Genomic DNA, 25,867 nt, shown 5'->3' on the forward strand with positions numbered 1-25,867 from the left:
CTCCGAGCAACGACGAGAGGACCGGCCCGTGGTGTTCACCTCGAACGCGCGTCAGGTCGCCGCGCGCAACGAGGCCCTCGCCGCCAAGCACGAGGCGGGCGACGCGTTCATCGCCCTCGACCTCGTCCAGAAGGACGTCGCGGTGCTGGTCACCGCCTTCGCGGGCCTGGACGCCGGCCCGGCCGGGCTCCGCCTGCAACGCAGCTTCGAGCCGCTGGAGCGTGCCGGGAACCAGGCCGCCCAGACGTGGATCGACGCCCTCGACGCCCACGACGCGTCCCTGGAGGACGGTCGCGCCGAGGTTCGTGCCCTCCGTGAGGCCCAGACCGCCTTCCGCGCGGCGTACGCCGCTCTCAGCGCCGCGCACCGGGATCTCCAGCAGTTCGCCGAGGAGCACCGCGACGTCGAGGCGCAGGTCAGGAAGGTCTGGGGGCAGGTGGCCCCCAGGACCGCCGCCGCCCGGCAGGCGCTGACCAAGGCCCGGGACGCGGTGGCGCGGGTGCGGGCCGCCGGCCTGACCTCCCCCGCGCTGGACCAGCGGCTCGCCAGCGCCGAGCAGGCCGCCCGTCCCGTGCTCGACGGCGGCGCCCACAAGCACGGGGCCAGCGCCACCATCGAGGCCGCCGCCCGGGCCGTCGACGCCGCCCAGGAGGTCGTCCGAGCCGCCGACGAGCTGGCCAGCCTGGCCAGCGACACCCCCCGGCGCCTGAGCACGACTCGCACCCGGCTGGACGCGGTCTCGGTCCGGCTCGATGCCGCAGAGCCCCAGCTCTCCGTGCTGCGGCGCGAGTTCTCCCTGGCCTGCTCCGCGGACCTCGACGACGTCCCGGCCCGCGGCCGGGCCCTGGTGGCCGAGGCCGCGGACCTGCTCGCCTCGGCGAACCGGCACGCCGCCGCCCAGCACTGGGAGGCGGCGGCCGCGGACCTGGCCGCGTGCCGGGAGCGGCTGGCCGAGGCCGAGACCGGCCTCACCGCGGTACGCCGACGCGTCGACGACCTCAAGGACGTGGCCGAGGACCCGGCGCGCGCGAAGGCCCGGACCCGGTTCGCGGTGCGGGACGCCCAGCGGCTGGTCGTCGCCTCCGGGTCCCGGGTCCCGGCACGGGAGGCGGGCATCCTCGACAACCTCGCCGCCCGGCTCGACGCCGCCGACCAGCTCCTGGACGCCACCAAGCCCGACTACTGGGGATACCTCAAGGAGCTGCGCGCCATCGACCAGCTCACCGACGACGTGGTGCGCCGGTGCCGAGAGGCGATCAGCTCTCAGGCCTGAGTCGCCGCCGCGGCCAGGAAGTCCACGAACGTCACGTCCTCGTGCGCGACCCCGAAGGCGTCCGCCCGTCGCAGCGTCTTCTGCGCCCACGCCAGGTGCGGCTTCGCCTCGTTCATCTTGTTGCGGTAGCTCGACGCCCGCACTCCCCCACCCGCCTGAGCCTGACCGGTGATGTCGCAGGCGTCGGAGTACTCCTCGCTGGAGACGACCGACAGCGCGTGCACGGCGACGACGTGGGTGGGGTGGATGACGGTCTTGCCGATCAGGCCGTTCGCCTTGTCGAGCACGACCTCGCGGATCAGCGCGTCCAGGTCGCGGGTGATCAGCTGGCGCCGCAGCCGCCCGGCATCGTGCTCGAGGAAGGGGGACTCCCGCAACAAGGGCTTGAAGATGCGGTCGGCGCCGGCGAAGTACTCCCACACCGTGCCGGTCACCACGTGTCCCGTGCCGTCGGCCCGGCCGAGCACGTTGACCACGTCGGTGATCACCTCGGCCACCAGGCGTACGTCGTACACGGTGAGCGAGCGGTCGCGCCGCAGGCCGTAGACCGAGGAGAGGTCGGTGGCACCCAGCCGCACCGCCAGGACCACGTCGCGGTGCTTGGCCAGGAGGCTCGCGACCCCTGCGAGGACCGAGTCCCGGGTCTCGCGGTGGATCACCTCGGGCGACTCGATGACCGGCATCGCCCGCAGGTCCACCCCTGTCTCGGCCCGGGCCGCCAGCAGCGCATCGAGGAAGTCCCCACCCGAGACGTCGGTGAACTTGGGCAGCACGAAGCCCGACAGCATCGAGGTCTGCTCCCCCAGCCCCTGCGTGACCGCCGCGATCTGCTCGGGGTGGCGCACCCGCACGAACGTCAGCGGCAGCGTGTCCGAGGCGCCGAGCCCGTCCTGACCGGCCTGGGTCAGCTGCCGGATCAGGTTGGCCTGCGCGGCCGGGAGCTCGTCGTCGGAGATGGCGTCCTCCAGGCACACCACGCTGGACAGCACGCCCCTGGCGCCCTGTCGTCGCAGGTCTCCGGCGAGGTCGGGCCTGGTCGCCGGCATGTACAGCGTGGCGCCGAGCGCCGCCGCCATGGTGTCGATGTCGGCGGTGCGGGAGAACTCCCGCGGGGGCCGGAGGAAGAGCTGCTCGCCCTGGGCAGCGCTGAGCTGGTGGAAGTGCCGCACTGACTTCCCCCTGTCCGACGTGTCTTCGGGCTACTTGCTACCGGCGGTCCAGCGCAGGCCCCACCCGAAGGCTCGGTCCAGGTCTGCGTGCCCCTTCACGTAGTTGACCTCGCGGCGCACCTGGAGATCACCACCGATGTTCTCCAGCATCGCGATGCCGCACATGCCGTTGCCGGGCCGGGTCTCGTCCAGCCGGACCTCGACCTCCGGGCCCGAGGCGGGGAACAGGGTCACCACGCCGTCGGCCTCGCCCCAGTTCGGGACGCCCTGGTAGATGAAGGCGAAGACGATGATCCGCTTGATGGCCGCCACGTGGGCCAGGTTCACGAACAGGTTCTCCCCGGCCGTGTTGGTCCCGGACCGGTCGTCCCCGTCGAGCCAGCAGATCGGGTCGGGGCCGAGGGTGTGCTGGTCGCGGAAGGCGTTGCCGAGCGCCTGTACGACGCCCTTGGAGCCGTCCGCGTACTCGTAGAGGCACCCCAGGTCGAGGTCGATCCCGCTGCTGCTCCCCGGCGACATCATCCGCTTCAGGAACCCACCCGCCGCCGGGGCGGGCGCGGAGGGGGGACGGGCGTTCCAGTTGAGGTTCACCCGCAGCGTGCCACCGGCCGATCCGGCCTTCGTCAGGGACACCGACGGTGCGGACTTGGTCAGCGTCACCTTGCTCAGCGACACCGGGTTGGCGGGACCGGCGGGGCCGGCGGGACCGGCGGGGCCGGCGGGGCCGGGTGACGCCGCCGCGGCCGGCTTCGGCTTCTTGGTGTAGTCGATGGCCATCAGGACGTCCTCACGTTGGCGGTGGTGGGCAGCGCCGGCTCCGGGTGGTCGTCCCCGTCACCGCCGGACTTCCGGTTGCGCAGCAGGGAGGAGATGAGCGCCGCGCCGATGAAGCCGACGCCGATGAGGCCGGTGATGATCTCGTGCACCTCGTACTGGATGGTCACCAGCAGGATGGTGGCCAGGGCACCGATCGCCCAGTGGGCGCCGTGCTCGAGGTAGACGTAGTCGTCCAGCGTCCCCTGGCGGACCAGGTAGACGGTGATGGACCGGATGTACATGGCACCCACGCCGAGGCCGACGGCGACGATGAAGATGTTCTGCGTGATGGCGAACGCCCCGATGACGCCGTCGAAGGAGAAGGACGCGTCCAGGACCTCGAGGTAGAGGAAGAGGAAGAAGGCGGCCTTGCCGCCCACCCCCACGATGCTCGCGCCGCCGGATTTCTCCTGCTCCGCGTGCAGGGTCTCGTCGGCTGCGGCGACCACGGCCTCGGCCTCGAACAGCGAGCCCAGCCCGTTGACCAGGAGGTAGGTCACGATGCCGAGCGCTCCGGAGATCATCACGGTGCCCGGGTCCTCTGCCAGCCAGTACGCCGCCGCGGTGAGCGCCAGGGTGGCGACGACGACCGAGAGCTGGTCGAGCTTGCCGATCCGCGCCAGCGGACGCTCCAGCCACGACAGCCAGGTGTGCTCACGCGACTCGAAGATGAAGTCGAGGAACAGCATCATCAAGAACATGCCGCCGTACGCCGCGATGGCCGGGTGCGCCTCGTGCAGCAGGTAGGCGTAGGTGCCGGGCTCATCGATGCTGCCGCCCTCGATGGCCAGCCGGATGGCCTCGATCGGCCCCAGGCTGGCGGTGATCCCGACCAGCAGCAGCGGGAAGACCAGCCGCATCCCGAACACGGCGATCAGGATGCCGACGGTGAGGAACATCTTCTGCCAGAAGGGGTTCATCCGCTCCAGGATGGTGGCGTTCACGACCGCGTTGTCGAAGGAGAGCGAGATCTCCAGCACGCACAGGATCAGGACCAGCGCGAAGACGGTCGGGCCGCCCAGCAGGAAGGCACCAACCAGCGCGATCACAGTGACCGCGAATGACCAGCCGAACGTTCTTAGGATCACAGTTCCCTCAGGGAGGTTTCGAGGACGGCTCGATCAGCCGTCGGGAGGCGCAGCAGCGCCGTGCCGATGCACGGCGCTGCCTTCAGGATAGGGCTGCGGAGCGGCTCAGCCGACGTTGACGCCGTAGTCCTTGGCGATGCCGGCCAGGCCCGAGGCGTAGCCCTGCCCGATGGCCCGGAACTTCCACTCCGAGTTGTGACGGTAGAGCTCGCCGAAGATCATCGCGGTCTCGGTCGAGGCGTCCTCGGTGAGGTCGTAGCGCGCGAGCTCGGTGCCGTTGGAGCTGTCCACGACCCGGATGAAGGCGTTGATGACCTGGCCGAAGGACTGCTGGCGGGCGTCGGCGTCGTAGATCGAGACGGGGAAGACGATCCTCTCGATGTCTGCCGGCACGGTGGAGAGCTGGACCTTGACCACCTCGTCGTCACCCTCGCCCTCGCCGGTCAGGTTGTCGCCGAGGTGCTCCACGGAGCCGTCCGGCGACTTGAGGTTGTTGAAGAAGACGAAGTGGCCGTCGTCCTTGACCTTGCCGTCGGCGCGGCACAGCAGGACGCTCGAGTCGAGGTCGAAGTCGGCGCCGGTGGTGGTGCGGATGTCCCAGCCGAGCCCGACCGCGACTGCGGTCAGGCTGGGGGCCATCTTGGTCAGGCTGACATTGCCACCCTTGGAGAGGGAGACCGACATGTTTTCCTCCAGGTTGCTCACGTGCGCAGCTTGCGCTGCGGGCTGATTCGTTCAGGTCTGTTCGTCACGCTATCCCGCCGGTCTCGGCGCTGCTCGTCCACGGACTGTCGCGATCGGCCGTCGCCGCCCCGGCCACAGGTCGCGAACGCTAGCAGCCGGGGCCCGCGTCTGAGGTGGGGCTGGAAATCGGGTCGGGGCCGAACGCGGGGAGAGCGGGGGGACGCCCGCAGCTCAAACCTCTGCCTGATACTCAAAATTTGGGTATGCCTTGTTCCGGTAACCGGGCTGACTCTGGTGGGCCCCGGCAGTGTCCGGAGAACTAGGACGATCGTGCCAGGGACCGCCGAACCAGCTCAGCCGCTGGGGCGTCCACGGGCACCAGCGCCGTGACGAGCGCCTCGAGACCTGCGGCCAGCGCCGCCCGAGGAACACCGCGGTGCTCGAGCAGCTCTCCCAGCCACGCCACGAGGTCGACGAGCACGCGGTCGTCGTCCACCAGGCCGGCGGCGGCGACGAACCTGACGATGAACTCCAGGTCCTCCAGGGTCCGGGCCCGCTGCTCCTGGTCGTAGCGCGCTACCTCCGGCAGGGACCGCTGGAGACTATCGGCGGCGACCTGGGCCAGGTCGGCCGCCCGGGCCTGGAGCACGGAGTACCCGGCGGGGACGGGAGGCGCCACGGTCCGCTCGACGGGAGGGGTCACGGCCCAGGCTTCGAGGGTCTCCGCGGCCGCCGCGGCGTCGGGCGCCCACCCATCGGCCCCGAGCATCGCGGCCCGACTGCTGTCCGCTCCGAGCGCTCGTCCGCCAGCCAGGACCGGGATGCCCCGCTGGTGGGCGACCTCCGCGACTCGGCGCACGCCCATGAAGCTCAGCGGGAGGCTGCAGGAGACGGCCACCGCCGTTGCTGGCCGCCGGTCGAGATACGCCGCGACGTGGGCGGCGGGAGTGGAGGCACCGAGGCAGCTGACGTCCCAGCCGCGGCCCTGGAGCACCTCGGCGATGGCCTGCGCCGGGAGCGAGTGCCAGTCCCCCTCCGCGCACACCACCAGGACATGACCCCGATCGCCTGGGACGAAGGGGCCGCCGGCGACCAGACCGATCAGCACGCGCTGGGTCAGGCCGGTGACCAGGTGCTCGTCGGCCACCGACCACTCGTTGCGGTGCCATCGCTCCCCCACCTCGCGCTGCGCGGCGCAGAGTAGGTCGACGATGATCGACTCCTGGGTCAACCCACGTCCGAGCAACTGCGTGACGACGGCTCGCGCGCCCCTGAGCTCACTGTTCCGGGCCAGCTCCAGGTAGCGACTGATCTCCTCCTGCGTGACCGCCGCGGTCACGGGTAGTCCGCCAGCTCCGCCGAGCACCAGCGGTCCCGGCCCGCGCGCTTGGCGCGGTACAGCGCCCGGTCCGCCGCGATCACGGCATCCTCTGCCCGGGCGTGGACCGCGGCGGTGCCGGCCGAGAATGTGACGGGGTCCCGACGGGTGGCCTGCCACGTCTGCCGGAGGCGCTCGAGGAAGGGGTCCGGCTCCGGGCCCCGGAGTACGACGAGGAACTCCTCGCCGCCGGTACGCGCGACGTAGTCGGCGGTGCGCGCGGTCACGGACAAGGCATGGGCGAAGTCCTGCAGCACCCGGTCGCCCGCGTCGTGGCCCCAGGAGTCATTGACGCGCTTGAAGTGGTCGAGGTCGACCACGACCACCGAGCCCTCGTGGATGCGTGGCAGCAGCCTGGTCACCATGCGGCGGTTCCACAGGCCGGTGAGGGGATCACGCGTGGCCTCGTCGGCGAAGCGTCGCGACCGGTCGAGCAGCTCCAGGGCACGGTGGGCGTCCCGGACGAACAGTGGGAGCTGCCTCTCCAGCGTCTCCCGGGCGGCGCTGCCCGGAGCGGCGGTGGGCAGCACCGGTGGCCCGGTGCCGAGCGCCAGATCCACCGGTATCGCCTCGCCGGGCGTGGCGCCGGCGGGTAGGAGCGAGCCACCCAGGGATCGCACCAGGTCCCGACCAGTCGCGAGGACGGCCTCGACGTCGGCCGCCCACAGCAGTCGTCGGGTCGCCTCCAGGAGCAACGAGTCGCTCGGGTTCGGCGCTGCCACGTGTCCGTCCTGCTCTCCGCGGTCGCATCGCCGCGGGATCCCGCGGGATTCGCCGACTTCAGGTTCGCTCCCGATGCTGGATGATCCCACGAGAGCGTCGAGCCCGTATCGGTAAGCGGGGATCGAACAACGTGCCGGATCACGGCGCGAGGGGCAGGCGCACGGTGAAGACCGTGCCTCGTGGATCGTTCTCGGACACCAGGATCCGCCCGCCGTGCTGCGTCACCACCGCAGCCGCGATGCTGAGCCCCAGACCCGGTCCCGGGACGGCTGCCTCCTGTACGGCGGCGCCTCGGAAGAACGGCGTGAACAGGTGCGGCACCTCGGACTCCGGCACCCCCGGCCCGGTGTCGGAGACCTCGATCGTCGCCTCGCCCTCGGACTCCGCAACCCGACAGCTCACCCGACCTCCGGGAGGAGTGAACGTCACGGCGTTGTCCACCAGCTGGTGCACGAGCAGCTCCAGCTGGGAAGCCTCACCGCGAACCAGGGTGGGCCGCTCCGGCCAGCTGAACTCCGGGACCACGCGGTCGTGCTCCTGTTCCCTGTCGAGGTCGACTGTGGTGGCACGCACCGCCGCCACCACGTCACGCAGGTCGAGTGGCTCGGAGGAGTGGGGGTGCGCGGAGCTGGTGTCCGAGAGGGTGACCAGGCTCTCCGCCAGCTGCTGGAGCCGGGACACGTTGCGTCTGATGGCGGTGGCGAAGCGGTGCCGTCGCTCCGGGTCGTCGACACCGTTCTCGAGGAGCTCCACGAAGCCGAGGATGCTCGTCAGCGGAGTCCTCAGCTCGTGACTGGCGGTGGTCACGAAGTCGTCCCGCAGCCGGTCCAGCTCGGCCTGCCGGCGTGCCGTCTCCTGCTCGCTGTGCAGCACCTGGGCCAGGATGCTGCTGGTCCGGTGCTCCTGGGTGACATCGACACCTTGCGCCCAGTAGCCGTGGACCTCCCCGGAGCTGCCCACCACCGGCTGGACGTTGACCGAGATCACTCGCGGCACCCCGTCGACGCCGGTCATGTTCCAAGTGCAGCTGGTGCCTGCCGCTGACTGGTCCCTGTCGCTGTCCCCGCCCCGGGACGAGGCGGCTGTGTCCACTGGCTCGGACCGTCGCCGGTCGAGGTCTCCGAGGCGCACCTGCGGTCGGCGCCGCCGGTCGAACCGGGCGGGATCGACGAGGAACAGCCCCGGGCCGCAGGCGACCCCCGCCGCGGCGGCACGCCTTGCGAGCTGCTCGCCCTCGAAGATCTCCTCCGGGAAGGGGAGCCCCACCAGGGAGGCCGAGGGTCGTCCGACCAACGCCTCGACCGCGGCGTTGCACCACGTCACCAGCCCCTGGGAGTCAGTGGAGACGGCCAGGACGCCGGCTGGTCCGAGTGGACTCATCACAGCGCCGAGCGGGCGATGGCGCCGGGGCAGACCCCGGCGGGCAGGTTCGCACCCACGGCGACATGGATGGTCGGGTTCCAGGTGGCGGTCGCGGCCACCAGTGCCATCAGGGTGAGCAGTCGAGGCATGGGGGGTCGAGGCTCAGGAGACCGAGGCGACCGAGGTGAGCGAGGTGAGCAAGCCGGAGATGGAGGTAGCCCCCGACATCCCGGCATCCCGAGTCGCGACGGCCAGGGTTCCTACCGTGCGCAGAGCCTTCATGAGAGGTGCTGACCAGCTTCCTGTGATTGCGGTCCTCGCGTCCACAGCAGCCGCTTCGTGCGGGTGGGCCACCCTCACGGGATCGACGAGGACCAGTTCGGCAACCCGGCTGACCCTGGTGGGCCCCGTGGCTTTGCGTCCCCGACTCACATCGGGTTTGCCGTTTCGCTCTGACACCGACCTCGGCCCGTGCTCAGGATCTGGATCGCGGACAACCGCTTCCCGTCTCGAGCGCTACGGTGCCACACCGTCCTCAGCCTGTCCGGCTCTTGCGACAATTCCCCGGGCCCCACGCACGGAGCCCCTGAGCCCGTGCGCACCCCCGGTTCCGGGACGTTCGGAACAGGTGACCTACGCTTCTTGTTGCAAACTGTTCGCAATAAGGCGCTGGAGGAACCATGCGACGCACCAGCCTCGCGCACTGGCTCACTGCCACGACTGGGGCGCTGCTGCTGGTCATCGCGCTCGCCGCGTGCGGCCCCAGCACCACCGAGGCGGATGCCCCGCACACGGCCCCCAGCGAGCTGCGGCTGGCGGTGGGAGGCGAGTCGGAGGAGGGCTACGACCCGACGCTGGGCTGGGGCCGCTACGGCTCGCCCCTGTTCCAGTCCACGCTGCTGGTGCGGGAGCCGGACCTCGGGGTCGGCACGGACCTGGCCACCTCCTACCAGGTCAGCGAGGACGGACTCAGCTGGACCGTCGACATCCGGACCGATGCGCAGTTCACCGATGGCGAGCCGGTGACCACCGCTGACGTGGCCTACACCTTCAACACCGCCGCCACCCGCGGTGGGCTGACCGACGTGACCGCCCTCAAGGAGGCCGTGGCCATCGACGAGGACACGGTGGAGCTGCGCCTGTCCGAGCCCCGCAGCACCTTCGTGAACCGGCTGATCAGCCTGGGCATCGTCCCCGAGCACGCGCACGGCGCCGACTACGCCCGCCAGCCCGTCGGCTCCGGGCCCTTCGAGCTGGTGGACTGGCAGCAGGGCCAGCAGCTCGTCGTGGCGCGGAACGAGGACTACTACGGCGAGAAGCCCGAGTTCGAGCGGATCGTGTTCGTCTTCACGGACGAGGACGCCAGCCTCGCGGCCGCGCGGGCCGGAGAGGTCGAGATGGCCGCCGTCCCCTCGGCGCTGGCCACCCAGGACATCGCCGGTATGAGGCTCGAGGCCGTCACCTCCCTGGACAACCGGGGCATCTCCTTCCCCACCGTCCCCGCCGCCGGCCGCACCAGCCCGGCGGACGCGCCGGTCGGCAACGACGTGACCGCAGACCTGGCGATCAGGCGTGCGGTGAACACTGCCGTGGACCGCGAGCGACTGGTCGACGGAGTGCTGGAGGGCTACGGCTCCCCCGCCGCGGGCCCGGTGGACGCAGCTCCCTGGTTCGAGCCACGGAGCCGGATCGCCGACGCCGACCCCCACGCCGCGGGCCAGCTCCTCGAGCGCGCCGGATGGACCGACACCGATGACGACGGAGTCCGCGAGAAGGCCGGGGTGGATGCCTCGTTCACCCTGCTCTACCCCGCCGACGACTCGCTGCGTCAGGGCCTGGCTCTCAGCGTGGTCGACATGGTCGCGCCCGCCGGCATCGAGATCCGCACCGAGGGGGTCGCCTGGGACGAGATCTACCAGCGTCAGCACGCCGACGCGGTGCTCTTCGGATGGGGCAGTCACGACCCGACCGAGATGTTCAACCTCTACCACTCCTCCCTGGCCGGGACCGAGTCGTTCAACCCCGGCTACTACTCCGACCCCACAGTGGATCAGCACCTGGACGCCGCCATGGCGGCCACCGACGCGGAGGAGGCCACCCGGCAGTGGCGTGCCGCCCAGCTCGACGAGGAGGCACGGGGCTTCAGCGCTCCGGCCGACGCGGCCTGGGCCTGGCTGGTCAACCTGGAGCACACCTACTTCGTCGACGAGTGCCTGGACCTCGGCCCGGCGTACGTGGAGCCGCACGGCCACGGCTGGCCCGTGACGGCCGGGATCACGTCCTGGCGGTGGGACTGCTGACCGGGATCCGTCGACGCCTCCCCCGGCTCGCGGGCCGGGCGCTTCGGCTGGGCAGCCTCCTGGCCGCGGTCGCAGTCGGCTCCTTCCTGCTGGTCGCCAATTCCCCCGTCGACCCGGTGCAGGCGTACGTCGGCGCCGACGCCGCGGCGATCGGGAGCGAGCAGCGCGACCAGATCGCCCAGCGGTGGGGGCTGGACGACCCGCCGCTGGAGCGGTTCGCGGCCTGGGCCGGGAACATCCTCACCGGGGACCTCGGCACCTCCCAGGTCTTCGGCCAGCCGGTGACCGCCGTGATCGCCGACCGGTTCGCCGCCAGCCTGGCGCTGATGGCGCTGGCGTGGCTGTTCTCCGGGGTCCTGGGGTTCACCCTGGGGCTGGTCGCCGCCGCCACCCGTGGGCGGTTCGTGGACCGGGGGCTGACATGGTTCGCCTACACCCTGGCCTCGGCACCCACCTTCTGGGTGGGGCTGCTGCTGCTCTACGTCTTCTCGGTCTCCTGGCAGTGGACGCCCGTGTGCTGCGCGGCCCCGCTGGGGAGCCTGCAGGGCGAGGCGTCCGTGTTGGAGCGGCTGCACCACCTGGTGCTCCCCGCGCTGACCCTCAGCGTGGTCGCGATCTCCCCGGTGCTGCTGCACACCCGCCAGGCGGCCGTCGAGGTGCTGGACAGCGACCAGGTGGCCTTCGCCCGCTCGCAGGGCGAGCGGATGCCCGGGCTGGTGCTGCACCGGGTGGCGCGCAACGCGGCGGGGCCGGCGCTGATGCTCCAGTTCGCCTCCGTGGGCGAGCTCTTCGGGGGCTCGGTGCTGGCCGAGCAGGTCTTCACCTACCCCGGCCTGGGTGAGGCCACCACCACCGCGGCGCTGCGCCAGGACGTGCCTCTGCTGCTGGGCATCGCCCTCTTCACCGCCGTGGTGGTCTTCGTCGGCAACGCGCTGGGCGACCTCGCCCATCGCCTCGCCGTCCCGGGAGCGCGGGAGGTCCCGGCATGAGCCTCGCGGTCCCCGACGCCCGCGTGCGCCTCCTCCCCACCTGGCGGGACCGGCGTACCCGGACCCTGGCCGCCCTGGCCCTCGCGGTGCTGGTGGCCGTGGCCCTGGTCGTGGCCGGAACCCTGGCTGCCGCGCCCGCGCAGGTCACTGACCTGGACCGGCGCAACCTCACCCCCGGCCTGGACCATCCCTTCGGCACCGACCGCTACGGCCGTGACCTGTTCCTGCGGACCCTGGTGGGGCTGCGCCTGAGTCTCCTGGTCGGAGCCGTGGCGGCGCTGATGTCGGGCGGCATCGCGATCGTGCTGGCGCTGCTCGCCGCCGTGGGGGGCCGGGCGTCCGCTGCCGTGGTCAACTGGCTGGTCGACCTGTTCCTCGCCCTGCCGCACCTGGTCCTGCTCATCCTGCTGGCCTTCTCCCTGGGCGGAGGCACCGGCGCGGTGGTCCTGGCCATCGGCCTGACGCACTGGCCCCGACTCACCCGGGTGCTCGTCTCGGTCGGGCGCGAGACCACCTCGGCCGAGTACGTCGCGATCTCCCGCGCACTGGGCCACGGCCCGGTCCACGTCGCCCGGCGACACCTCGCACCGCACCTGGTCCCGCACCTGAGCGTCGGGGTGGTGCTGATGTTCCCGCACGCGATCCTGCACGAGGCAGCCCTCTCCTTCCTGGGGCTCGGCGTCGACCCCGGCCTGCCTGCCGTGGGCGTGCTGCTGGCCGAGTCCATGCGGTACCTCTCTGCCGGCCACTGGTGGCTCGCCGTCCTGCCGGGACTGGGCCTCCTGCTGATGGTCCGGCTGGTGGACCGGATCGGCGAGAACCTCCGTCTCCTGCTCGCCCCGAGGAGTGCCCAGCTGTGACCAGCTCACTGGAACGCCAGACCTCGCCGCGAGCCGGGATCGTCGGCTCGCCCAGGGCGTCGCCCGGGCGGGCGCTGCTCGAGGTGCGCGACCTGTCGGTGCACTTCGAGCAGTACGACCGGGGACTGCGTCGCCGCACGGTAGCGGCGGTGGAGCAGATGTCGCTGACCGTGCGCGAGGGCGAGGTGGTCGCCCTGGTCGGGGCCAGCGGGGCCGGCAAGAGCATCCTGGGCCACGCGGTGCTGGGACTGCTCCCGGCCAACGCCCGGGAGCACGGGGAGATCAGGTGGCGCGGCGCGCCGATGGCGCCGCCGCAGCGTCGCCGGCTCGCCGGCGCCCAGACCGCCCTGCTCCCCCAGTCGGTGTCCCATCTCGACCCAACGGCCACGGTCGGGTCCCAGGCGCGTCGTGCCGCCCGGCTGGCGGGCCACGGACGACGCGCGGCTCGCACCCGGGCGGCCGAGGCGGTGCGCGCGCAGGGACTGGCGGAGTCGGTCCTGCGGCTGCACCCGCACGAGCTGTCCGGTGGGATGGCCCGACGAGTCCTGACCGCCTTGGCACTCATGGGCGACCCGGCCCTGGTCATCGCCGACGAGCCCACCCCGGGACTGGCACCGGAGAGCGTCGTCGCCGTGCTCGACCGGCTCCGGCGCATCGCGGACGCGGGCAGCGGCGTCCTGCTGATCACCCACGAGCTCGGAGCGGCCCTGCGGGTCGCCGACCGGGTGGTGGTGGCCCGCCGGGGGCGGACGCTGGAGGAGGCGCCCGTGGAGGCGTTCACCGGCAGCGGCCAGGCCCTGGAGCACGCCTACAGCCGAGCCCTGTGGCGCGCGCTCCCCCAGAACGGGTTCGAGCTGCCGGAGACCGACGCGTGTTGAGCGGGGAGGGCCTGTGGGCGCGTCACGGGCGCACCCGCCCGTGGGTCCTGCAGGACGTCTCCATCGCCGTGGCTCCCGGCGAGGTGGTCGGCCTGTGGGGCGCCTCCGGCCGGGGCAAGACCACCCTGGCGATGGTGCTCGCCGGGTTCCGTGCGCCGGACCGGGGCAGGGTCGTCCTCGACGGGTCGCCGCTGCCTCCCACCCGGGGGCCCCGACCGGTGCAGCTGCTGCTTCAGCATCCCGAGCGCGCCATGAACCCCCGGTGGCGGGTGCGCGACATCCTGGCCGAGGCGCGCCCGGACGCACCCGACGCCGCGTGCAAGCCCGACGGCCTGGTCGACCGGGCGTGGCTGGAGCGCCGGCCGCACGAGATCAGCGGCGGAGAGCTGCAGCGGGTCAACCTGGCGCGCGCGCTGGCGGCGGATCCGGCCTACCTGCTGGCCGACGAGATCTCCAGCAGCCTCGATGCGATCACCCAGGCGATGCTGTGGCGCCACCTGGCCGAGCGGGTGCACGACCAAGGAGTCGGGGTGCTGGCGATCTCGCACGACCGGGACCTGCTCGCCCGGGTCGTGGACCGGGTCGTCGTGCTCGAGGACGCGGCCATCACGGCCCAGAACCGAGCGCAGCGCACCTGAAGCGTGCCCCGCATGGGGACGCCCACGCTGGGTACCGGTGCCGGGACAGCGAAAAGAACGTAGACGAGAGGAACACTGTGTCCGAGCTCCTTGACGAGACCGCGAAGTCGACCAAGCGCGTCGCCTTCCTGATGGCCCCTGAGGGGATCGAGCGGGTCGAGCTGACAGAGCCGTGGGACGCCGTCCGCGACGCCGGCCACACGCCGGTGCTGATCTCCACCCAGAGTGGCGAGGTGCAGACCTTCGACCACCTGGACAAGGCCGAGACCCGTCCGGTGGACGAGGTGGTGGCCGACGCCGACATCTCGACGTACGACGCCCTGGTGCTGCCGGGTGGGGTGGCCAACCCCGACGCCCTCCGCATGGACGAGCAGGCCGTGGCCTTCGTGCGTGAGTTCGTGGCGTCCGGGAAGCCGGTCGCCGCGATCTGCCACGCCCCCTGGACCCTGATCGAGGCGGACGTGGTGCGCGGACGCACCCTGACGTCCTGGCCCAGCCTGGCCACCGACATCCGCAACGCGGGCGGCGACTGGGTGGACGACAAGGCCGTGATCGACGGCAACCTGATCACCAGCCGCAACCCAGATGACCTCCCGGCCTTCATCGGCGCCCTGATGGAGGCCCTGGAGCACGGCGTGGCACAGCAGCAGACGACCGACTCCGCCAGCTGACCTGCAACCCAGGCACCGGTCCGGCCACCTAGGCTGGGCCGGTGCCTGTCATTTCGCCTCCCGACCGCGCCGTCCACGACCTCGCCCGCCAGCGCCTCTCCGCCCTGGCCACTCCCCCCGGGGCCCTGGGCCGTCTCGGGGAGCTGGCCGTCTGGTACGCCGCCGCGCACGGCCAGGTGCCCCCGCCCGAGCTGGACAACCCCCGGCTGGTGATCTTCGCCGGCGACCACGGCGTCGCCGGGCACGGCGTCTCGGCGTTCCCGCCCGCCATCACCCCCGCGATGGTGCGCACCTTCCTGGCCGGCGGAGCAGGGGTGAACGCGATCGCAGCCGCTCACGGTGTCGCCGTACGGGTGCTGGACCTCGGGGTCGACGACGACCTGGTCGGAGTGCCCGCCGCGGTGCTGGCGCACAAGGTCCGTCGGGGCAGCGGCGCCATCCACCTGGAGGACGCGCTCACGCCCGCGGAGACCGAGCGCGCTCTGGCCGCCGGCCGCCAGGTGGCGGCGGAGGAGATCGCCGCCGGCGCGCAGCTGCTGCTGACCGGGGACATGGGCATCGGCAACACCACCCCCGCGTCCGCCCTGGTCGCAGCCGGCCTCGGCCTGCCGGCATCCGAGGTCACCGGTCGCGGCACCGGCCTCGTCGGCGACGCCCTGACCCGCAAGCAGGAGCTCATCCAGCAGGCCCTGGACCGCAGCCGCGACCGGCTGGACGACCCGATGCAGACGTTGACCGCCCTGAGCAGCGCCGACCTCGCCGCGACCACCGGCTTCCTGCTGGCCGCAGCCGAGGCCGGCGTCCCGGTGCTCCTGGACGGCCTGATGTCGGTGGCGTGCGCGCTCACCGCGGAGCGGCTGGCTCCCGGCGCGACCGCCTGGTTCGCGGCGGGCCACCGCTCGACCGAGCCCGCCCAGACACTGGCCCTGGACAAGCTCGGCCTCGAGCCGGTGCTGGACCTGGGGATGCGGCTCGGCGAGGGCAGCGGAGCCGTGGCGGCGGTGCCGGTGCTCCGCAGCGCCATCGCGGTGCTCCGCGACGTCGCCCTGCTCTCCGACCTGCAGCCCGGTGGGTGACGCCTGGCGGCTGGCCGTGGGCACCCTCACCGCCCTGAAGGTCCGTCCGCCCTCGACGGTGGCGGACCCGGTGCCCGGCCGGGCCGTCCTGCTCGCCCCGCTGGCGGTGCTGCCGCTGGGCGTCGCCGTCGTCCTCGTCGGGCTCCTGGGACAGGCACTCGACCTGCCGCACCTCGCCACGGCGTTCGCTGCCCTCGGCGTCCTTGCCCTGGGCACCAGGGTGCTGCACTGGGACGGCCTCTCCGACACCGTCGACGGACTGACCGCCTCCTACGACCCGGAACGGTCCCTGGCCGTGATGCGCTCGGGCACCTCGGGGCCTGCGGGCGTGGTGGCGACCGTGGTGGTGGCAGGCCTCCAGGTCTCCGGTCTGGCAGTGCTGCTGGGCACCCCCGGTGGCGCCTGCCTCGCGGGACTCGCGGTCTGCGCGTCGCGTGCCTCGCTGTCCGTGGCCTGCCTGCGCGGTGTCCCGGCAGCGCGCCGCGACGGACTGGGCAACCCCCTGGCCGGCCAGGTCCCGCTCCCGTGGGCCGTGCTGACCTGGGCCGCGGTGGCGGCGGTGCTCACCGTCGCGGTGGTCGGCGCCGACGTCTCCTGGTGGCGCGGCCCCCTGGCCACCCTGGCAGCCCTCGCCGTTGTCTCCGTGCTGGTGCGGCACACGGTACGCCGCCTCGGCGGGGTCACCGGTGACGTCTTCGGCGCCTGCGTCGAGCTGTCCCTGGCGGCGCTGCTGGTGGTCCTGGCCTGACCCGGGCTCGGCGTGCCCCGCGGGCGCCTCCGCACCCTCAGAGCCGGAGGACCCGCCCGGCCACCACCAGGTGCACCTCGTCGCACGAGCGGGCCACCCGCTGGTTCACCACGCCCAGCAGGTCCCGGAAGATCCGCCCCGAGCGGTGCGCCGGCACCACGCCCATGCCGACCTCGTTGGTGACCAGCACGACCGGGCCGGCGTGGTCCGCCAGCACCGGGAGCAGCCGGTCCAGGTCCGCCTCCACCAGCCGTCGTACGTCGTCGGTGGGCAGGTCCCAGGCCCGGTGCTGGTCGACGACTGCCGTCAGCCAGGTGCCGAGACAGTCCACCAGCACGGCACCCTCGGCCCCCGCGAGGGCGCCGGCCAGGTCGTGCCCCTCCACCGTGTGCCAGTGGGCCGGTCGGCGCCGGCGGTGCTGGTCCACCCGGGCCGCCCAGTCGGGGTCCCCCTCGGCGTCCGGGAGGGGGCCGGGGGCCAGGTACGCCACCTGCTCGGCGTCAGCCAGCAGACTCTCGGCGTGCGTGGACTTCCCCGACCGCACTCCCCCGGTGACCAGCACCTTGCCGGGCGCCCCCATCAGTCGTCCTCGGCGGATTCCTCGCCGTGCGTCCCCGGGCGCGGAGCCCACGGCCGCTCCTTGGCCGGGCGGACCACGATCAGTCGGTCGCCACGCGCGAGCTGGGTGACCACGGGGTCGAAGTAGCGGTAGACCTTCTCGTCACGCACCACCGAGATGACCTGGTCGGGCAGGGTCTGCGGCGGCTTTCCCACCTCGCTGACCAGCAGGTCACGCTCGGCCACCTCGAGGCCGTCGCCGTAGGTGAGGAGGTCCTCCATCACCGCGCCCAGCAGCGGGGAGAGCGACGACAGCCCCAGCAGCCGGCCCACCGCCTCGGAGGAGGTGATCACGGAGTTGGCACCCGACTGCTTCATCAGCGGCGCGTTCTCGTGCTCCCGGACCGCGGCCACGATGAAGGCGTCCGGGTTGAGCTGGCGCACCGTCAGGGTGGCCAGCACGTTGGAGGCGTCCTGGTCGGTGGTGATGATGATCTGGCGGGCCTTGTGCACGTCGGCCTGGCGCAGGACCTGCCGACGGGTGGCGTCGCCGGTGACCACCGCGAACCCGTCGTTGTGGGCGTCGGCCAGAGCCGTCGGGCTGGGGTCGACCACCACGATGGAGCCGCGCTCCAAGCCGTTGCTGAGCAGGGTCTCGGCTGCGCTGCGTCCCTTGGTCCCGTAGCCGATGATGACGACGTGCTGTCCCATGTTCTTCCTCCACCGGGCGACCCGGTACATCTCGCGGCCCTGTGAGGCGAGCACCTCGAGGGTGGTACCGATCAGCAGGACCAGGAACGCGATGCGCAACGGGGTGATCACCAGCGCGTTGATCAGCCGGGCCTGGGCCGTGTACGGCGCGATGTCGCCGTAGCCGGTCGTGCTGAGGGTGACGGTCGTGTAGTAGAACGCATCGATGAGGTTGACGCGACCCGTGGGGTCGTTGTTGTCGCGGTAGCCGTCGCGGTCGAAGTACACCAGCAGGGCGGTGCCGAGCAGGATGGCCGCGGCCATCAGGACGCGGCGACCCAGCTCCCACCAGGGTGACCTGGTCTGGTCGGGAAGCTTGATCGGGCTCAGCGCCGGAGTCGGCTGCTCCGACAGGTTGCTCACGCGCTCAGTCTTTCACGCCGATACGCTGCTTGAGCCGGTGCACGAGCTCGTGGCGGGCGCGCGTCGTGCTCAGCTGCGGAAAGATGGTGTCGAAGGCGGCGTTGACCGCCGCGCCGATCAGCACCGCGATGGCCAGGATGTAGAGCCAGAGCAGGACGGCGATGGGCGCCGCGAGCGGCCCGAAGATGGAGCGCGAGTCGGCCGCGGTCACGGTGAGCACCCAGCGCAGCAGGTAGGAGCCCAGGATCCAGCTGACCAGCGAGAAGACCGCGCCCGGGAGGTTGAAGCTCCAGTTCGTGCGCACCGGCACGGACACGTGGTAGAGCGTGGCCAGGAAGCAGATGCAGACCAGGACCACGACCGGCCAGTAGAACGACATCAGGAAGTCGAACCGCTGCGGCAGCCAGTCCCCGATCAGCTCGGGGCCGACCACCACCAGCGGGATGGTCACGGCCCCGGTGAGCAGCGCGAGCAGGTACAGCGCGAACGAGAGCGCCCTGGTCCGCACGATCCCCCGGTGCCCGCCGAGGCCGTGCATGATCGTGATGGTGTCGACGAAGACGTTGAGCGCACGCGATCCGGACCACAGGGCGAGCACGAACCCGACCGAGATGACGTCGAAGCGGCCGCCCTTGAGCACCTCGTCGATCGTCTCGGTGATCACCTCGTCCACCGCCTGGTCGGTGAGGGCACGGGACGCCAGCTCGATGATCGCCTGCCGCACGTCCTCCACCTGGGCGGTGGTGTAGCGCGAGGAGATGAAGCCGATCGCGCCCGCGAAGGCAAAGATCAACGGGGGCACCGAGAGCAGGGCGAAGAAGGCGGCCTCGGCGGCCAGCCCGGTCACCCGGTAGCGCATGCAGGCACCGACGGTGGTGACCACCAGGCGCCACACCAGCTCCCCGGCCCGCGACGCCCGGAGCCGGGCCCCAGCCAGGAGTTCCTGCTGGCTGGTGGACGTCATGCGCCTACGGTAGCCACATGCGCACCGATCTCCGGGCAAGCACGAACCAGGCGCCACTTCTGGCGGGTCACAACGTGGTGCGCTCCGACGCCGCGCTCAGCGAGGCGGTGCTGCGGCACGGCAGCGAGGAGGTCCTCGACGACCTCACCGCGCTGGGCGCCGAGGCCGGCACCGAGCAGGCCCGGGAGCACGGAATGCTGGCCAACGAGCACCACCCGAGGCTGGTGAACTACGACCGCTACGGCAACCGGGTCGACGAGGTGGAGTTCCACCCGTCCTGGCACTGGTTGATGGAGCGTGCGGTGGGCCATGGGCTGCAGGCCGCGCCGTGGGAGTCGGCCTCGCCGCACGCCCACGTACGCCGCGCGGCCGGCTTCTTCGCCTGGTCGCAGACCGAGCCCGGGCACGGGTGCCCGATCTCCATGACCTACGCCGCGGTCCCGGCGCTGCGGGCCGACGACGCCCTGGCCAAGGAGTGGACCCCGCTGCTGGCCTCGACCCGCTACGACCCGGGCACCCGGCCGGCCGCGGCCAAGCTGGGCGCCCTGGCCGGGATGGGGATGACGGAGAAGCAGGGCGGGTCCGACGTCCGCGCCAACCTCACCCAGGCCCGGCGTACCTCCGAGGACGGCCTCTACACCCTGCACGGCCACAAGTGGTTCACCTCCGCACCCAGCAACGACGTCTTCCTGGTCCTGGCCCAGGCCGAGGCCGGGCTCACCTGCTTCCTGCTCCCCCGGGTGCTGCCGGACGGGACCCGCAACCCGATGGACGTGGTGCGGCTGAAGGACAAGCTGGGCAACCGCTCCAACGCCTCCTCCGAGCTGGAGTTCGACGGCACGCTGGTGCGCCGGCTCGGCGACGAGGGCCGGGGCGTGCGCACCATCATCGAGATGGTGGCCGCCACCCGGCTGGACTGCGTCCTGGGCTCGGCGGCACTGATGCGGCACGCGCTGGCGGAGGCTTCCTGGCACGCCGCGCACCGGTCGGCCTTCGGGGGGACGCTGGCCGACAAGCCGCTGATGCGCAACGTGCTCGCCGATCTCGCCGTCGAGTCCGAGGCAGCCACCGCTCTGGCCCTGCGGCTGGCGGCGGCCGTCGACAAGGCCGACGACCCGCACGAGGCGGCGCTGCGGCGCCTGGCCCTGCCGCTGGCCAAGTACTGGGTCTGCAAGCGCACCCCGGCGATGGTGGCCGAGGCGCTGGAGTGCCTGGGCGGCAACGGGTACGTCGAGGAGTCGGGCCTGCCCCTGATGTACCGCGAGGCGCCGCTCAACTCGGTGTGGGAGGGGTCCGGCAACGTGAACGCCCTCGACGTGCTGCGCGCTCTCTCCCGGGAGCCGGCGGCGCTCGAGGCCTGGATGCTCGAGGTCGGCGCCGCCCGGGGCGCCAACGCGAGCCTGGACCGGGCGGTCGACGACACCCTGCGGCTGCTGGGCGACTCGGTGGGCATGGAGTCCGGTGCCCGGCGCCTCGCTGGAGCGATGGCGGCCTGCCTGCAGGGCTCGCTGCTGGTCCGCTTCGCACCACCGGAGGTCTCCGACGTCTTCTGCGCCTCGCGCCTCGGCTCGTCCTTCGACGGGACCTTCGGGATGCTCCAGGGCGGCGACCTGGAGGCGATCGTGACCCGCGCCACACCGACGCTGGCCTGAGCCGAGCAGATCGCCGGTGACGTCGGGACCATCGGCCCGTCGTCGATGCCGATGACTAGACACCAGGTGACCATTCGGCGGCCCGCACGCTCATCAGTGGCACGCTTACGCTTGCGGTCCACCCCTGAGGAGTGATTTTCGTGGCCACCCATGGCAGCACCATCTTCACCGTCGGCACCCTGCTCAACCGGGCCCAGGACCAGGGCATGCCGGTGCGCACCCTGGTCCAGGGCAACTGGTTGGAGGGGGTCCCGGTGGCCAGCGACAGCCACGGCGTGGTGCTGGACAACCCCGACGAGGGGCAGTACCTGATCCGCCTGGACGCGATCACCGCGGTGGTCTACCTGCGCGACCCCCGCACCGAGGACGAGCCCGCTCCGTCCGCGCCGACGGCGCACGCCGCCGCTCAGCAGGACGAGCGGGACGTGCGTACCGGCTACGCCCCCAGCGCCCGCCCCGCGGTGGAGGCCGGCGCCGGGGGCTGACGCCTCAGGAGAGCTCGAGGCCCGGGTAGAGCGGGTGCTTGTCGAGCATCTCGGCACTCGCCGACCGGACCTTGTCGGCGATCCCGTCGCCCAGCACGTACGACGCCTTCGACACACCGCCGGCCTTGGTCAGGCCCTGCTGGGTGTTGGAGAGCACCTCGACGATGAGCTCCGCCACCCGGTCGAACTCGTCGTGCCCGAAGCCGCGGGTGGTCAGCGCGGGCGTGCCGAGCCGGACGCCGGAGGTGTACCAGGCGCCGTTGGGGTCCGCGGGCACCGAGTTCCGGTTGGTCACCACGCCGGCGTCGAGCAGCGCCGACTCCGCCTGGCGACCGGTCAGCCCGAACGAGGTCACGTCGAGCAGCACCAGGTGGTTGTCGGTGCCGCCGGTGACCAGCTTGGCGCCGCGGGTCAGGAAGCCCTCGGCGAGCGACTGGGCGTTGTCGGCGACCTGCTGCGCGTAGGTGCCGAACTCCGGCGTCCTCGCCTCGGCCAGCGCCACGGCCTTGGCGGCCATCACGTGGGACAGCGGACCGCCCAGCACCATGGGGCAGCCACGGTCCACGTCGGCGGCGAACTCCTCCTGGGCCAGCACCATGCCGCCGCGGGGACCGCGCAGCGACTTGTGGGTCGTGGTGGTGGTGATGTGGGCGTAGGGCACCGGGTTCTCCTCCCCGGTGAACACCTTGCCGGCGACGAGCCCCGCGAAGTGGGCCATGTCGACCATCAGCACGGCGCCGACCTCGTCGGCGATCTCGCGCATCTTCGCGAAGTTCACCCGGCGCGGGTAGGCGCTGTAGCCGGCCACCAGCACCAGCGGCTTGAACTCCCGCGCCTTCGCCGCGACCGCGGCGTAGTCCAGCAGGCCCGTCTCCGGGTCGGTGCCGTACTGCTGCTGGTGGAACATCTTGCCGCTGATGTTGGGGCGGAACCCGTGCGTCAGGTGACCGCCCGCGTCCAGGCTCATGCCCAGCAGCCGCTGGTTGCCCAGGTCGTGACGCAGCGACTCCCAGTCGGCCTCGGTCAGCTCGTTGACGTTCTTGGCGCCCAGCTTCGCCAGCGCCGGCGTCTCCACCCGGTTGGCCAGGATCGACCAGAAGGCGACGAGGTTGGCGTCGATGCCCGAGTGGGGCTGCACGTAGGCGTACGGCGCGCCGAACAGCTCGCGTGCGTGCTCGGCCGCCAGCGACTCGACGGTGTCCACGTTCTGGCAGCCGGCGTAGAAGCGGTGACCGACCGTGCCCTCGGCGTACTTGTCGCTGAGCCAGGTGCCCATGGTGAGCAGCACCGCCGGCGAGGCGTAGTTCTCCGAGGCGATGAGCTTCAGCGAGCTCCGCTGGTCCGCCAGCTCCTGACGGGTGGCTTCGGCGATGCGCGGCTCGACGGAGGCGATGACCCGCAGCGCTGCGGAGTAGGCGTCACTGGCGGTCGCGGCGAGGGAGTCAGTCATGGGGCCAGCCTAGTGAAGCGTCCCGGGTCGTCCGCCCGGGGCCGGTCGCCGGCGGCCGGAGGGAGTGTGACCTGGGCCTCACCAAGGCGTGGGGGCAGGCTGGCCCGCTTGGCGAGCGTCTTGATATTTGGACACAGCGTCCACAACATGAGATTTAACCTTGTGGGGATCGCGTCCGCCCCGTGAGACTGCTTGACATGGTCAGCTTCGCAACGCACACCTACCTCGTGGTCCGTCGCCACGTGGACCTCGGTCGCCTGCGCAGCATGATCTGTTGGCCCCGCTGACTGACGCCCCCACCTCCGCGCCCAACGATGCGCGCGACCCTCAGCGTGAAGGACCACCATGACCTCCAGCTCCGCCGCACCTGCTCGCCCCGCCCGCCCCCGTCCCAAGCGCGGTGAGGGCCAGTGGGCGCTCGGCTACTCCGAGCCGCTGAACAAGAACGAGCAGACCAAGAAGGACGACAACCCGCTCAACGTGCGGGCTCGGATCCTCAACATCTACTCCAAGCGCGGCTTCGCCTCCATCGACCCCGCCGACCTGCGGGGTCGGTTCCGCTGGATGGGGCTCTACACCCAGCGCGCCCCCGGCTTCGACGGCGGCAAGACCGCCTCGCTGCCGGAGGAGGAGCTCGACGACAGCTACTTCATGATGCGGGTGCGCACCGACGGCCAGATCCTCGACGCCGAGGCGCTGCGCGCCCTGGGCAGCACCTCGCAGGAGTTCGCCCGCGGCACCGCGGACATCACCGACCGCAACAACATCCAGTACCACTGGATCGAGGTGGAGAGCGTCCCCGCCATCTGGGAGCGGCTCGAGGCCGCCGGGCTCACCACCATCGAGGCCTGCGGCGACTCCCCTCGGCCCTTCCTCGGCTCGCCGGTCGCCGGGATCGCCAAGGACGAGATCATCGACGGCTCCGAGGCGCTCGCCGAGATCAAGCGCCGGGCGCTGAACAACCCCGAGTTCTCCAACCTGCCGCGCAAGTTCAAGACCGCCCTCACCGGCCACCCCAGCCACGACGTCGCCCCCGAGGTCAACGACATCTCGTTCGTCGGCACCGTGCACCCCGAGCACGGCCCCGGGTTCGACGTGTGGGTCGGCGGCGGTCTCTCGACCAACCCGATGCTCGCCCAGAAGCTCGGCGTGTGGGTCCCGCTGGACCAGGTCGCCGACGTGTGGGAGGCCGTGTGCGGCATCTTCCGCGACTACGGCTACCGGCGGCTGCGCTCGCGGGCCCGCCTGAAGTTCCTGGTCGCGGACTGGGGCAAGGAGAAGTTCCGCGAGGTGCTGGAGACCGAGTACCTGAAGCGGTCCCTGATCGACAACCCCTCCCCCGCGGTCCCGGTCACCCAGGGCGACCACATCGGCGTGCACGAGCAGAAAGACGGCAAGTTCTACGTCGGCGTCGCGCCGGTGGTGGGCCGCGTCAACGGCGCCATCCTGCTCGGGCTGGCTGATCTGGTCGAGCAGTACGGCGCGCGCGGCATCCGCCTCACGGCGTACCAGAAGCTCGTGGTCATCGGCATCGACGCCGGCGACACCGACGCCTTCCTCGACGACCTGGAGAAGATCGGGCTCACCGCCCGTCCCTCGAACTGGCGCCGCAACACCATGGCGTGCACCGGCATCGAGTTCTGCAAGCTCGCCATCGTGGACACCAAGCAGCGCGCCGCGGACCTGATCGCCGAGCTCGAGCGTCGGTTCCCGCAGCTCGACGTCCCGATCACCGTCAACGTCAACGGATGCCCCAACGCCTGTGCCCGCACCCAGGTGGCGGACATCGGCCTGAAGGGGCAGCTGGTGATGGACGCCGACGGACAGCAGGTCGAGGGCTTCCAGGTCCACCTGGGCGGCGCGCTGGGCCTCGGTGCGAACTTCGGCCGCAAGCTGCGGGCGCACAAGGTCACCAGCACCGGCTTGGACGACTACATCACCGCCGTGGTGCAGGCGTTCCTCGACGACCGACAGGACGGCGAGTCGTTCGCCGACTGGGCGGCACGGGCCGACGAGGTCCACCTGCGCGGCGACCGCAGTCTGGAGTCGGTCTGAGATGAGCGAGCGCGCCCAGCCCTTCCACTGCCCCTACTGCGGTGACGAGAACCTCTGGCCCCACGAGGCCGAGGGGGCGCCGGGCGCCTGGGAGTGCCGTGCCTGCCTGCGGGCGTTCACGGTCAAGATGCTGGGGATGGTCCGACCGGGAGGAGGGCAGGCATGACGACGGCGACGACCCGTGCCGCCCGGGACTTCCGCGGCACCCACACCGAGGGGCGCAGCCCTGAGGAGCTTCGCGAGCTCGTCTCCCACGTCGGTGCCGAGCTGGAGCTGGCGCCCGCGGAGCACATCATCGAGTGGGCCGCGGCCACCTTCGGCGAGCGCTTCTGCGTCACCTCCTCCATGGGGGACGCGGTGCTGTCGCACCTCGCCTCCCAGGTGGTGCCCGGAATCGACGTCGTCTTCCTCGACACCGGCTACCACTTCGCCGAGACCATCGGCACGCGGGACGCGGTGGAGGCCACTCTCCCGGTCAACCTGATCACCATCACCCCGGTGCAGAGCGTGGCCGAGCAGGACCTCACGCACGGGGCGGACCTCTACAAGACCGATCCGGACCGCTGCTGCCAGCTGCGCAAGGTCGAGCCCCTGGCCAGGTCCCTCGCCGGGTACGACGCGTGGGCCACCGGTCTGCGGCGCGCCGAGACCCACAACCGGGTGATCGCACCGGTCGTGGGCTGGGACGCCCGCAAGGGCAAGGTCAAGGTGTCTCCCCTGGCCCGGTGGAGCGACGAGCAGATGGAGCGCTACATCGCCGAGAACTCGGTGCTCGTCAACCCCTTGGCCTACGACGGCTACCCCTCGATCGGCTGCTGGCCGTGCACCCGACGGGTGGCGCCGGGCGACGACCCGCGCAGCGGCCGCTGGGCCGGCACCGGCAAGACCGAGTGCGGGATCCACTCATGAAGTCTCACCGCAACACCAAGATCGACAG

At 71.9% G+C, this 25,867-nt stretch carries 26 protein-coding genes and 1 riboswitch; of the genes, 14 read left to right on the plus strand and 12 right to left on the minus strand.

Annotated features, from left to right (window positions below; translation table 11 throughout):
- Positions 1-28: 28 nt before the first annotated feature.
- Complete coding sequence (locus C5H89_RS09290; RefSeq protein ID WP_104106700.1) at positions 29-1,273, plus strand: hypothetical protein; 1,245 nt, start codon at positions 29-31, stop codon at positions 1,271-1,273.
- Here C5H89_RS09290 and C5H89_RS09295 read toward each other — a convergent pair.
- The 8 genes from C5H89_RS09295 to C5H89_RS19500 form a co-directional block, all read right to left on the minus strand.
- Positions 1,264-2,442: an HpcH/HpaI aldolase/citrate lyase family protein gene (locus C5H89_RS09295; protein ID WP_104106701.1), complete on the minus strand. Its 1,179-nt coding sequence runs from the start codon at positions 2,440-2,442 to the stop codon at positions 1,264-1,266. The two genes, C5H89_RS09290 and C5H89_RS09295, sit on opposite strands and share 10 nt — an antisense overlap.
- Before the next feature lie 30 nt (positions 2,443-2,472).
- A complete protein-coding gene (locus C5H89_RS09300; RefSeq protein WP_205304942.1) occupies positions 2,473-3,219 on the minus strand; it encodes a hypothetical protein in 747 nt (248 codons plus the stop codon).
- Positions 3,219-4,346, minus strand: a complete 1,128-nt coding sequence (locus C5H89_RS09305; RefSeq protein WP_104106702.1) for a DUF475 domain-containing protein — start codon at positions 4,344-4,346, stop codon at positions 3,219-3,221. Before C5H89_RS09305 ends, C5H89_RS09300 begins: the two co-directional genes overlap by 1 nt.
- Positions 4,347-4,451: 105 nt before the next feature.
- Positions 4,452-5,030, minus strand: coding sequence for a TerD family protein (locus C5H89_RS09310; protein WP_104106703.1), 579 nt, complete (start codon positions 5,028-5,030; stop codon positions 4,452-4,454).
- A gap of 319 nt (positions 5,031-5,349) precedes the next feature.
- Positions 5,350-6,369 carry a cobalamin-dependent protein gene (locus tag C5H89_RS09315; RefSeq protein WP_162799307.1) on the minus strand — a complete coding sequence of 340 codons (1,020 nt, stop codon included), beginning with the start codon at positions 6,367-6,369 and terminating at the stop codon, positions 5,350-5,352.
- Positions 6,366-7,130 carry a GGDEF domain-containing protein gene (locus C5H89_RS09320; protein ID WP_104106705.1) on the minus strand — a complete coding sequence of 255 codons (765 nt, stop codon included), beginning with the start codon at positions 7,128-7,130 and terminating at the stop codon, positions 6,366-6,368. Before C5H89_RS09320 ends, C5H89_RS09315 begins: the two co-directional genes overlap by 4 nt.
- A 139-nt stretch (positions 7,131-7,269) precedes the next feature.
- Positions 7,270-8,511, minus strand: a complete 1,242-nt coding sequence (locus tag C5H89_RS09325) for a HAMP domain-containing sensor histidine kinase (RefSeq protein WP_104106706.1) — start codon at positions 8,509-8,511, stop codon at positions 7,270-7,272.
- The gene (locus C5H89_RS19500) at positions 8,511-8,642 is read right to left on the minus strand and encodes a hypothetical protein (protein WP_275887113.1); all 132 of its coding nucleotides are present in this window, start codon (positions 8,640-8,642) and stop codon (positions 8,511-8,513) included. Before C5H89_RS19500 ends, C5H89_RS09325 begins: the two co-directional genes overlap by 1 nt.
- Before the next feature lie 229 nt (positions 8,643-8,871).
- Positions 8,872-8,947, minus strand: a riboswitch (cyclic di-GMP riboswitch).
- A 226-nt stretch (positions 8,948-9,173) separates the two neighbouring features.
- On the opposite strand from C5H89_RS19500, the gene C5H89_RS09330 reads away from it, so the two are divergent.
- The 8 genes from C5H89_RS09330 to C5H89_RS09365 all read left to right on the plus strand — a co-directional run bounded on the left by C5H89_RS09330 (position 9,174) and on the right by C5H89_RS09365 (position 16,653).
- Positions 9,174-10,793 (plus strand): ABC transporter substrate-binding protein, encoded by a 1,620-nt coding sequence (locus C5H89_RS09330; protein WP_104106707.1) that lies wholly within the window; start codon positions 9,174-9,176, stop codon positions 10,791-10,793.
- Entirely contained in the window at positions 10,781-11,782 is a 1,002-nt protein-coding gene (locus C5H89_RS09335; protein WP_240181782.1) for an ABC transporter permease, read from the plus strand. Before C5H89_RS09330 ends, C5H89_RS09335 begins: the two co-directional genes overlap by 13 nt.
- Positions 11,779-12,642 (plus strand): ABC transporter permease, encoded by an 864-nt coding sequence (locus tag C5H89_RS09340; RefSeq protein ID WP_104106708.1) that lies wholly within the window; start codon positions 11,779-11,781, stop codon positions 12,640-12,642. Before C5H89_RS09335 ends, C5H89_RS09340 begins: the two co-directional genes overlap by 4 nt.
- Positions 12,639-13,520 carry an ATP-binding cassette domain-containing protein gene (locus C5H89_RS09345; RefSeq protein ID WP_240181783.1) on the plus strand — a complete coding sequence of 294 codons (882 nt, stop codon included), beginning with the start codon at positions 12,639-12,641 and terminating at the stop codon, positions 13,518-13,520. Before C5H89_RS09340 ends, C5H89_RS09345 begins: the two co-directional genes overlap by 4 nt.
- On the plus strand, positions 13,514-14,158 hold the full coding sequence (locus C5H89_RS09350; RefSeq protein ID WP_104106709.1) for an ATP-binding cassette domain-containing protein: 645 nt from the start codon (positions 13,514-13,516) through the stop codon (positions 14,156-14,158). Before C5H89_RS09345 ends, C5H89_RS09350 begins: the two co-directional genes overlap by 7 nt.
- A 77-nt stretch (positions 14,159-14,235) precedes the next feature.
- Positions 14,236-14,829 (plus strand): type 1 glutamine amidotransferase domain-containing protein, encoded by a 594-nt coding sequence (locus tag C5H89_RS09355; protein ID WP_240181784.1) that lies wholly within the window; start codon positions 14,236-14,238, stop codon positions 14,827-14,829.
- A gap of 41 nt (positions 14,830-14,870) precedes the next feature.
- The gene (gene cobT / locus C5H89_RS09360) at positions 14,871-15,905 is read left to right on the plus strand and encodes a nicotinate-nucleotide--dimethylbenzimidazole phosphoribosyltransferase (protein ID WP_104106710.1); all 1,035 of its coding nucleotides are present in this window, start codon (positions 14,871-14,873) and stop codon (positions 15,903-15,905) included.
- Positions 15,898-16,653 carry an adenosylcobinamide-GDP ribazoletransferase gene (locus tag C5H89_RS09365; protein WP_104106711.1) on the plus strand — a complete coding sequence of 252 codons (756 nt, stop codon included), beginning with the start codon at positions 15,898-15,900 and terminating at the stop codon, positions 16,651-16,653. The genes cobT and C5H89_RS09365 overlap by 8 nt, the downstream gene beginning before the upstream one ends.
- Before the next feature lie 37 nt (positions 16,654-16,690).
- On the opposite strand, the gene cobU is transcribed toward C5H89_RS09365, so the two are convergent.
- The 3 genes from cobU to C5H89_RS09380 form a co-directional block, all read right to left on the minus strand.
- Positions 16,691-17,233, minus strand: a complete 543-nt coding sequence (cobU, locus tag C5H89_RS09370; RefSeq protein WP_104106712.1) for a bifunctional adenosylcobinamide kinase/adenosylcobinamide-phosphate guanylyltransferase — start codon at positions 17,231-17,233, stop codon at positions 16,691-16,693.
- A complete protein-coding gene (locus tag C5H89_RS09375) occupies positions 17,233-18,225 on the minus strand; it encodes a potassium channel family protein (RefSeq protein ID WP_104106872.1) in 993 nt (330 codons plus the stop codon). Before C5H89_RS09375 ends, cobU begins: the two co-directional genes overlap by 1 nt.
- A 103-nt stretch (positions 18,226-18,328) precedes the next feature.
- On the minus strand, positions 18,329-19,288 hold the full coding sequence (locus C5H89_RS09380) for a YihY/virulence factor BrkB family protein (RefSeq protein WP_104106713.1): 960 nt from the start codon (positions 19,286-19,288) through the stop codon (positions 18,329-18,331).
- A 17-nt stretch (positions 19,289-19,305) separates the two neighbouring features.
- On the opposite strand from C5H89_RS09380, the gene C5H89_RS09385 reads away from it, so the two are divergent.
- Both C5H89_RS09385 and C5H89_RS09390 read left to right on the plus strand, forming a co-directional pair.
- The gene (locus C5H89_RS09385; RefSeq protein WP_104106714.1) at positions 19,306-20,940 is read left to right on the plus strand and encodes an acyl-CoA dehydrogenase family protein; all 1,635 of its coding nucleotides are present in this window, start codon (positions 19,306-19,308) and stop codon (positions 20,938-20,940) included.
- A 140-nt stretch (positions 20,941-21,080) separates the two neighbouring features.
- Positions 21,081-21,425: a hypothetical protein gene (locus tag C5H89_RS09390; protein ID WP_104106715.1), complete on the plus strand. Its 345-nt coding sequence runs from the start codon at positions 21,081-21,083 to the stop codon at positions 21,423-21,425.
- A 4-nt stretch (positions 21,426-21,429) separates the two neighbouring features.
- Here C5H89_RS09390 and C5H89_RS09395 read toward each other — a convergent pair whose 3' ends face one another.
- Entirely contained in the window at positions 21,430-22,875 is a 1,446-nt protein-coding gene (locus tag C5H89_RS09395) for a glycine hydroxymethyltransferase (protein ID WP_104106716.1), read from the minus strand.
- Positions 22,876-23,220: 345 nt separating this feature from the next.
- Here C5H89_RS09395 and C5H89_RS09400 point away from each other — a divergent pair, with 345 nt between their 5' ends.
- The 3 genes from C5H89_RS09400 to C5H89_RS09405 are packed head-to-tail and all read left to right on the plus strand — an operon-like array spanning position 23,221 to position 25,839.
- Positions 23,221-24,930 carry a nitrite/sulfite reductase gene (locus tag C5H89_RS09400; protein ID WP_104106717.1) on the plus strand — a complete coding sequence of 570 codons (1,710 nt, stop codon included), beginning with the start codon at positions 23,221-23,223 and terminating at the stop codon, positions 24,928-24,930.
- 1 nt (position 24,931) lies between these two features.
- The gene (locus tag C5H89_RS19130; protein WP_199286643.1) at positions 24,932-25,096 is read left to right on the plus strand and encodes a hypothetical protein; all 165 of its coding nucleotides are present in this window, start codon (positions 24,932-24,934) and stop codon (positions 25,094-25,096) included.
- Positions 25,093-25,839: a phosphoadenylyl-sulfate reductase gene (locus tag C5H89_RS09405; RefSeq protein ID WP_104106718.1), complete on the plus strand. Its 747-nt coding sequence runs from the start codon at positions 25,093-25,095 to the stop codon at positions 25,837-25,839. Before C5H89_RS19130 ends, C5H89_RS09405 begins: the two co-directional genes overlap by 4 nt.
- The last annotated feature ends 28 nt before the right edge of the window (positions 25,840-25,867 follow it).

The sequence above is a fragment of the Nocardioides sp. 616 genome (genome assembly GCF_002930065.1).
GTDB lineage: Bacteria > Actinomycetota > Actinomycetes > Propionibacteriales > Nocardioidaceae > Nocardioides > Nocardioides houyundeii.

Bases quoted from the DNA above. Each gene is read 5' to 3' on its own strand.
- C5H89_RS09375 (WP_104106872.1), bottom strand. From the start codon at position 18,225: ATGGCCGCGGCCATCCTGCTCGGCACCGCCCTGCTGGTGTACTTCGAC.
- cobU (WP_104106712.1), bottom strand. From the start codon at position 17,233: ATGGGGGCGCCCGGCAAGGTGCTGGTCACCGGGGGAGTGCGGTCGGGG.
- C5H89_RS09380 (WP_104106713.1), bottom strand. From the start codon at position 19,288: ATGACGTCCACCAGCCAGCAGGAACTCCTGGCTGGGGCCCGGCTCCGG.
- C5H89_RS09395 (WP_104106716.1), bottom strand. From the start codon at position 22,875: ATGACTGACTCCCTCGCCGCGACCGCCAGTGACGCCTACTCCGCAGCG.
- C5H89_RS09400 (WP_104106717.1), top strand. From the start codon at position 23,221: ATGACCTCCAGCTCCGCCGCACCTGCTCGCCCCGCCCGCCCCCGTCCC.
- C5H89_RS09310 (WP_104106703.1), bottom strand. From the start codon at position 5,030: ATGTCGGTCTCCCTCTCCAAGGGTGGCAATGTCAGCCTGACCAAGATG.
- C5H89_RS09405 (WP_104106718.1), top strand. From the start codon at position 25,093: ATGACGACGGCGACGACCCGTGCCGCCCGGGACTTCCGCGGCACCCAC.
- C5H89_RS19500 (WP_275887113.1), bottom strand. From the start codon at position 8,642: ATGCCTCGACTGCTCACCCTGATGGCACTGGTGGCCGCGACCGCCACC.
- C5H89_RS09300 (WP_205304942.1), bottom strand. From the start codon at position 3,219: ATGGCCATCGACTACACCAAGAAGCCGAAGCCGGCCGCGGCGGCGTCA.
- C5H89_RS09330 (WP_104106707.1), top strand. From the start codon at position 9,174: ATGCGACGCACCAGCCTCGCGCACTGGCTCACTGCCACGACTGGGGCG.
- C5H89_RS09340 (WP_104106708.1), top strand. From the start codon at position 11,779: ATGAGCCTCGCGGTCCCCGACGCCCGCGTGCGCCTCCTCCCCACCTGG.
- C5H89_RS09385 (WP_104106714.1), top strand. From the start codon at position 19,306: ATGCGCACCGATCTCCGGGCAAGCACGAACCAGGCGCCACTTCTGGCG.
- C5H89_RS19130 (WP_199286643.1), top strand. From the start codon at position 24,932: ATGAGCGAGCGCGCCCAGCCCTTCCACTGCCCCTACTGCGGTGACGAG.
- C5H89_RS09325 (WP_104106706.1), bottom strand. From the start codon at position 8,511: ATGAGTCCACTCGGACCAGCCGGCGTCCTGGCCGTCTCCACTGACTCC.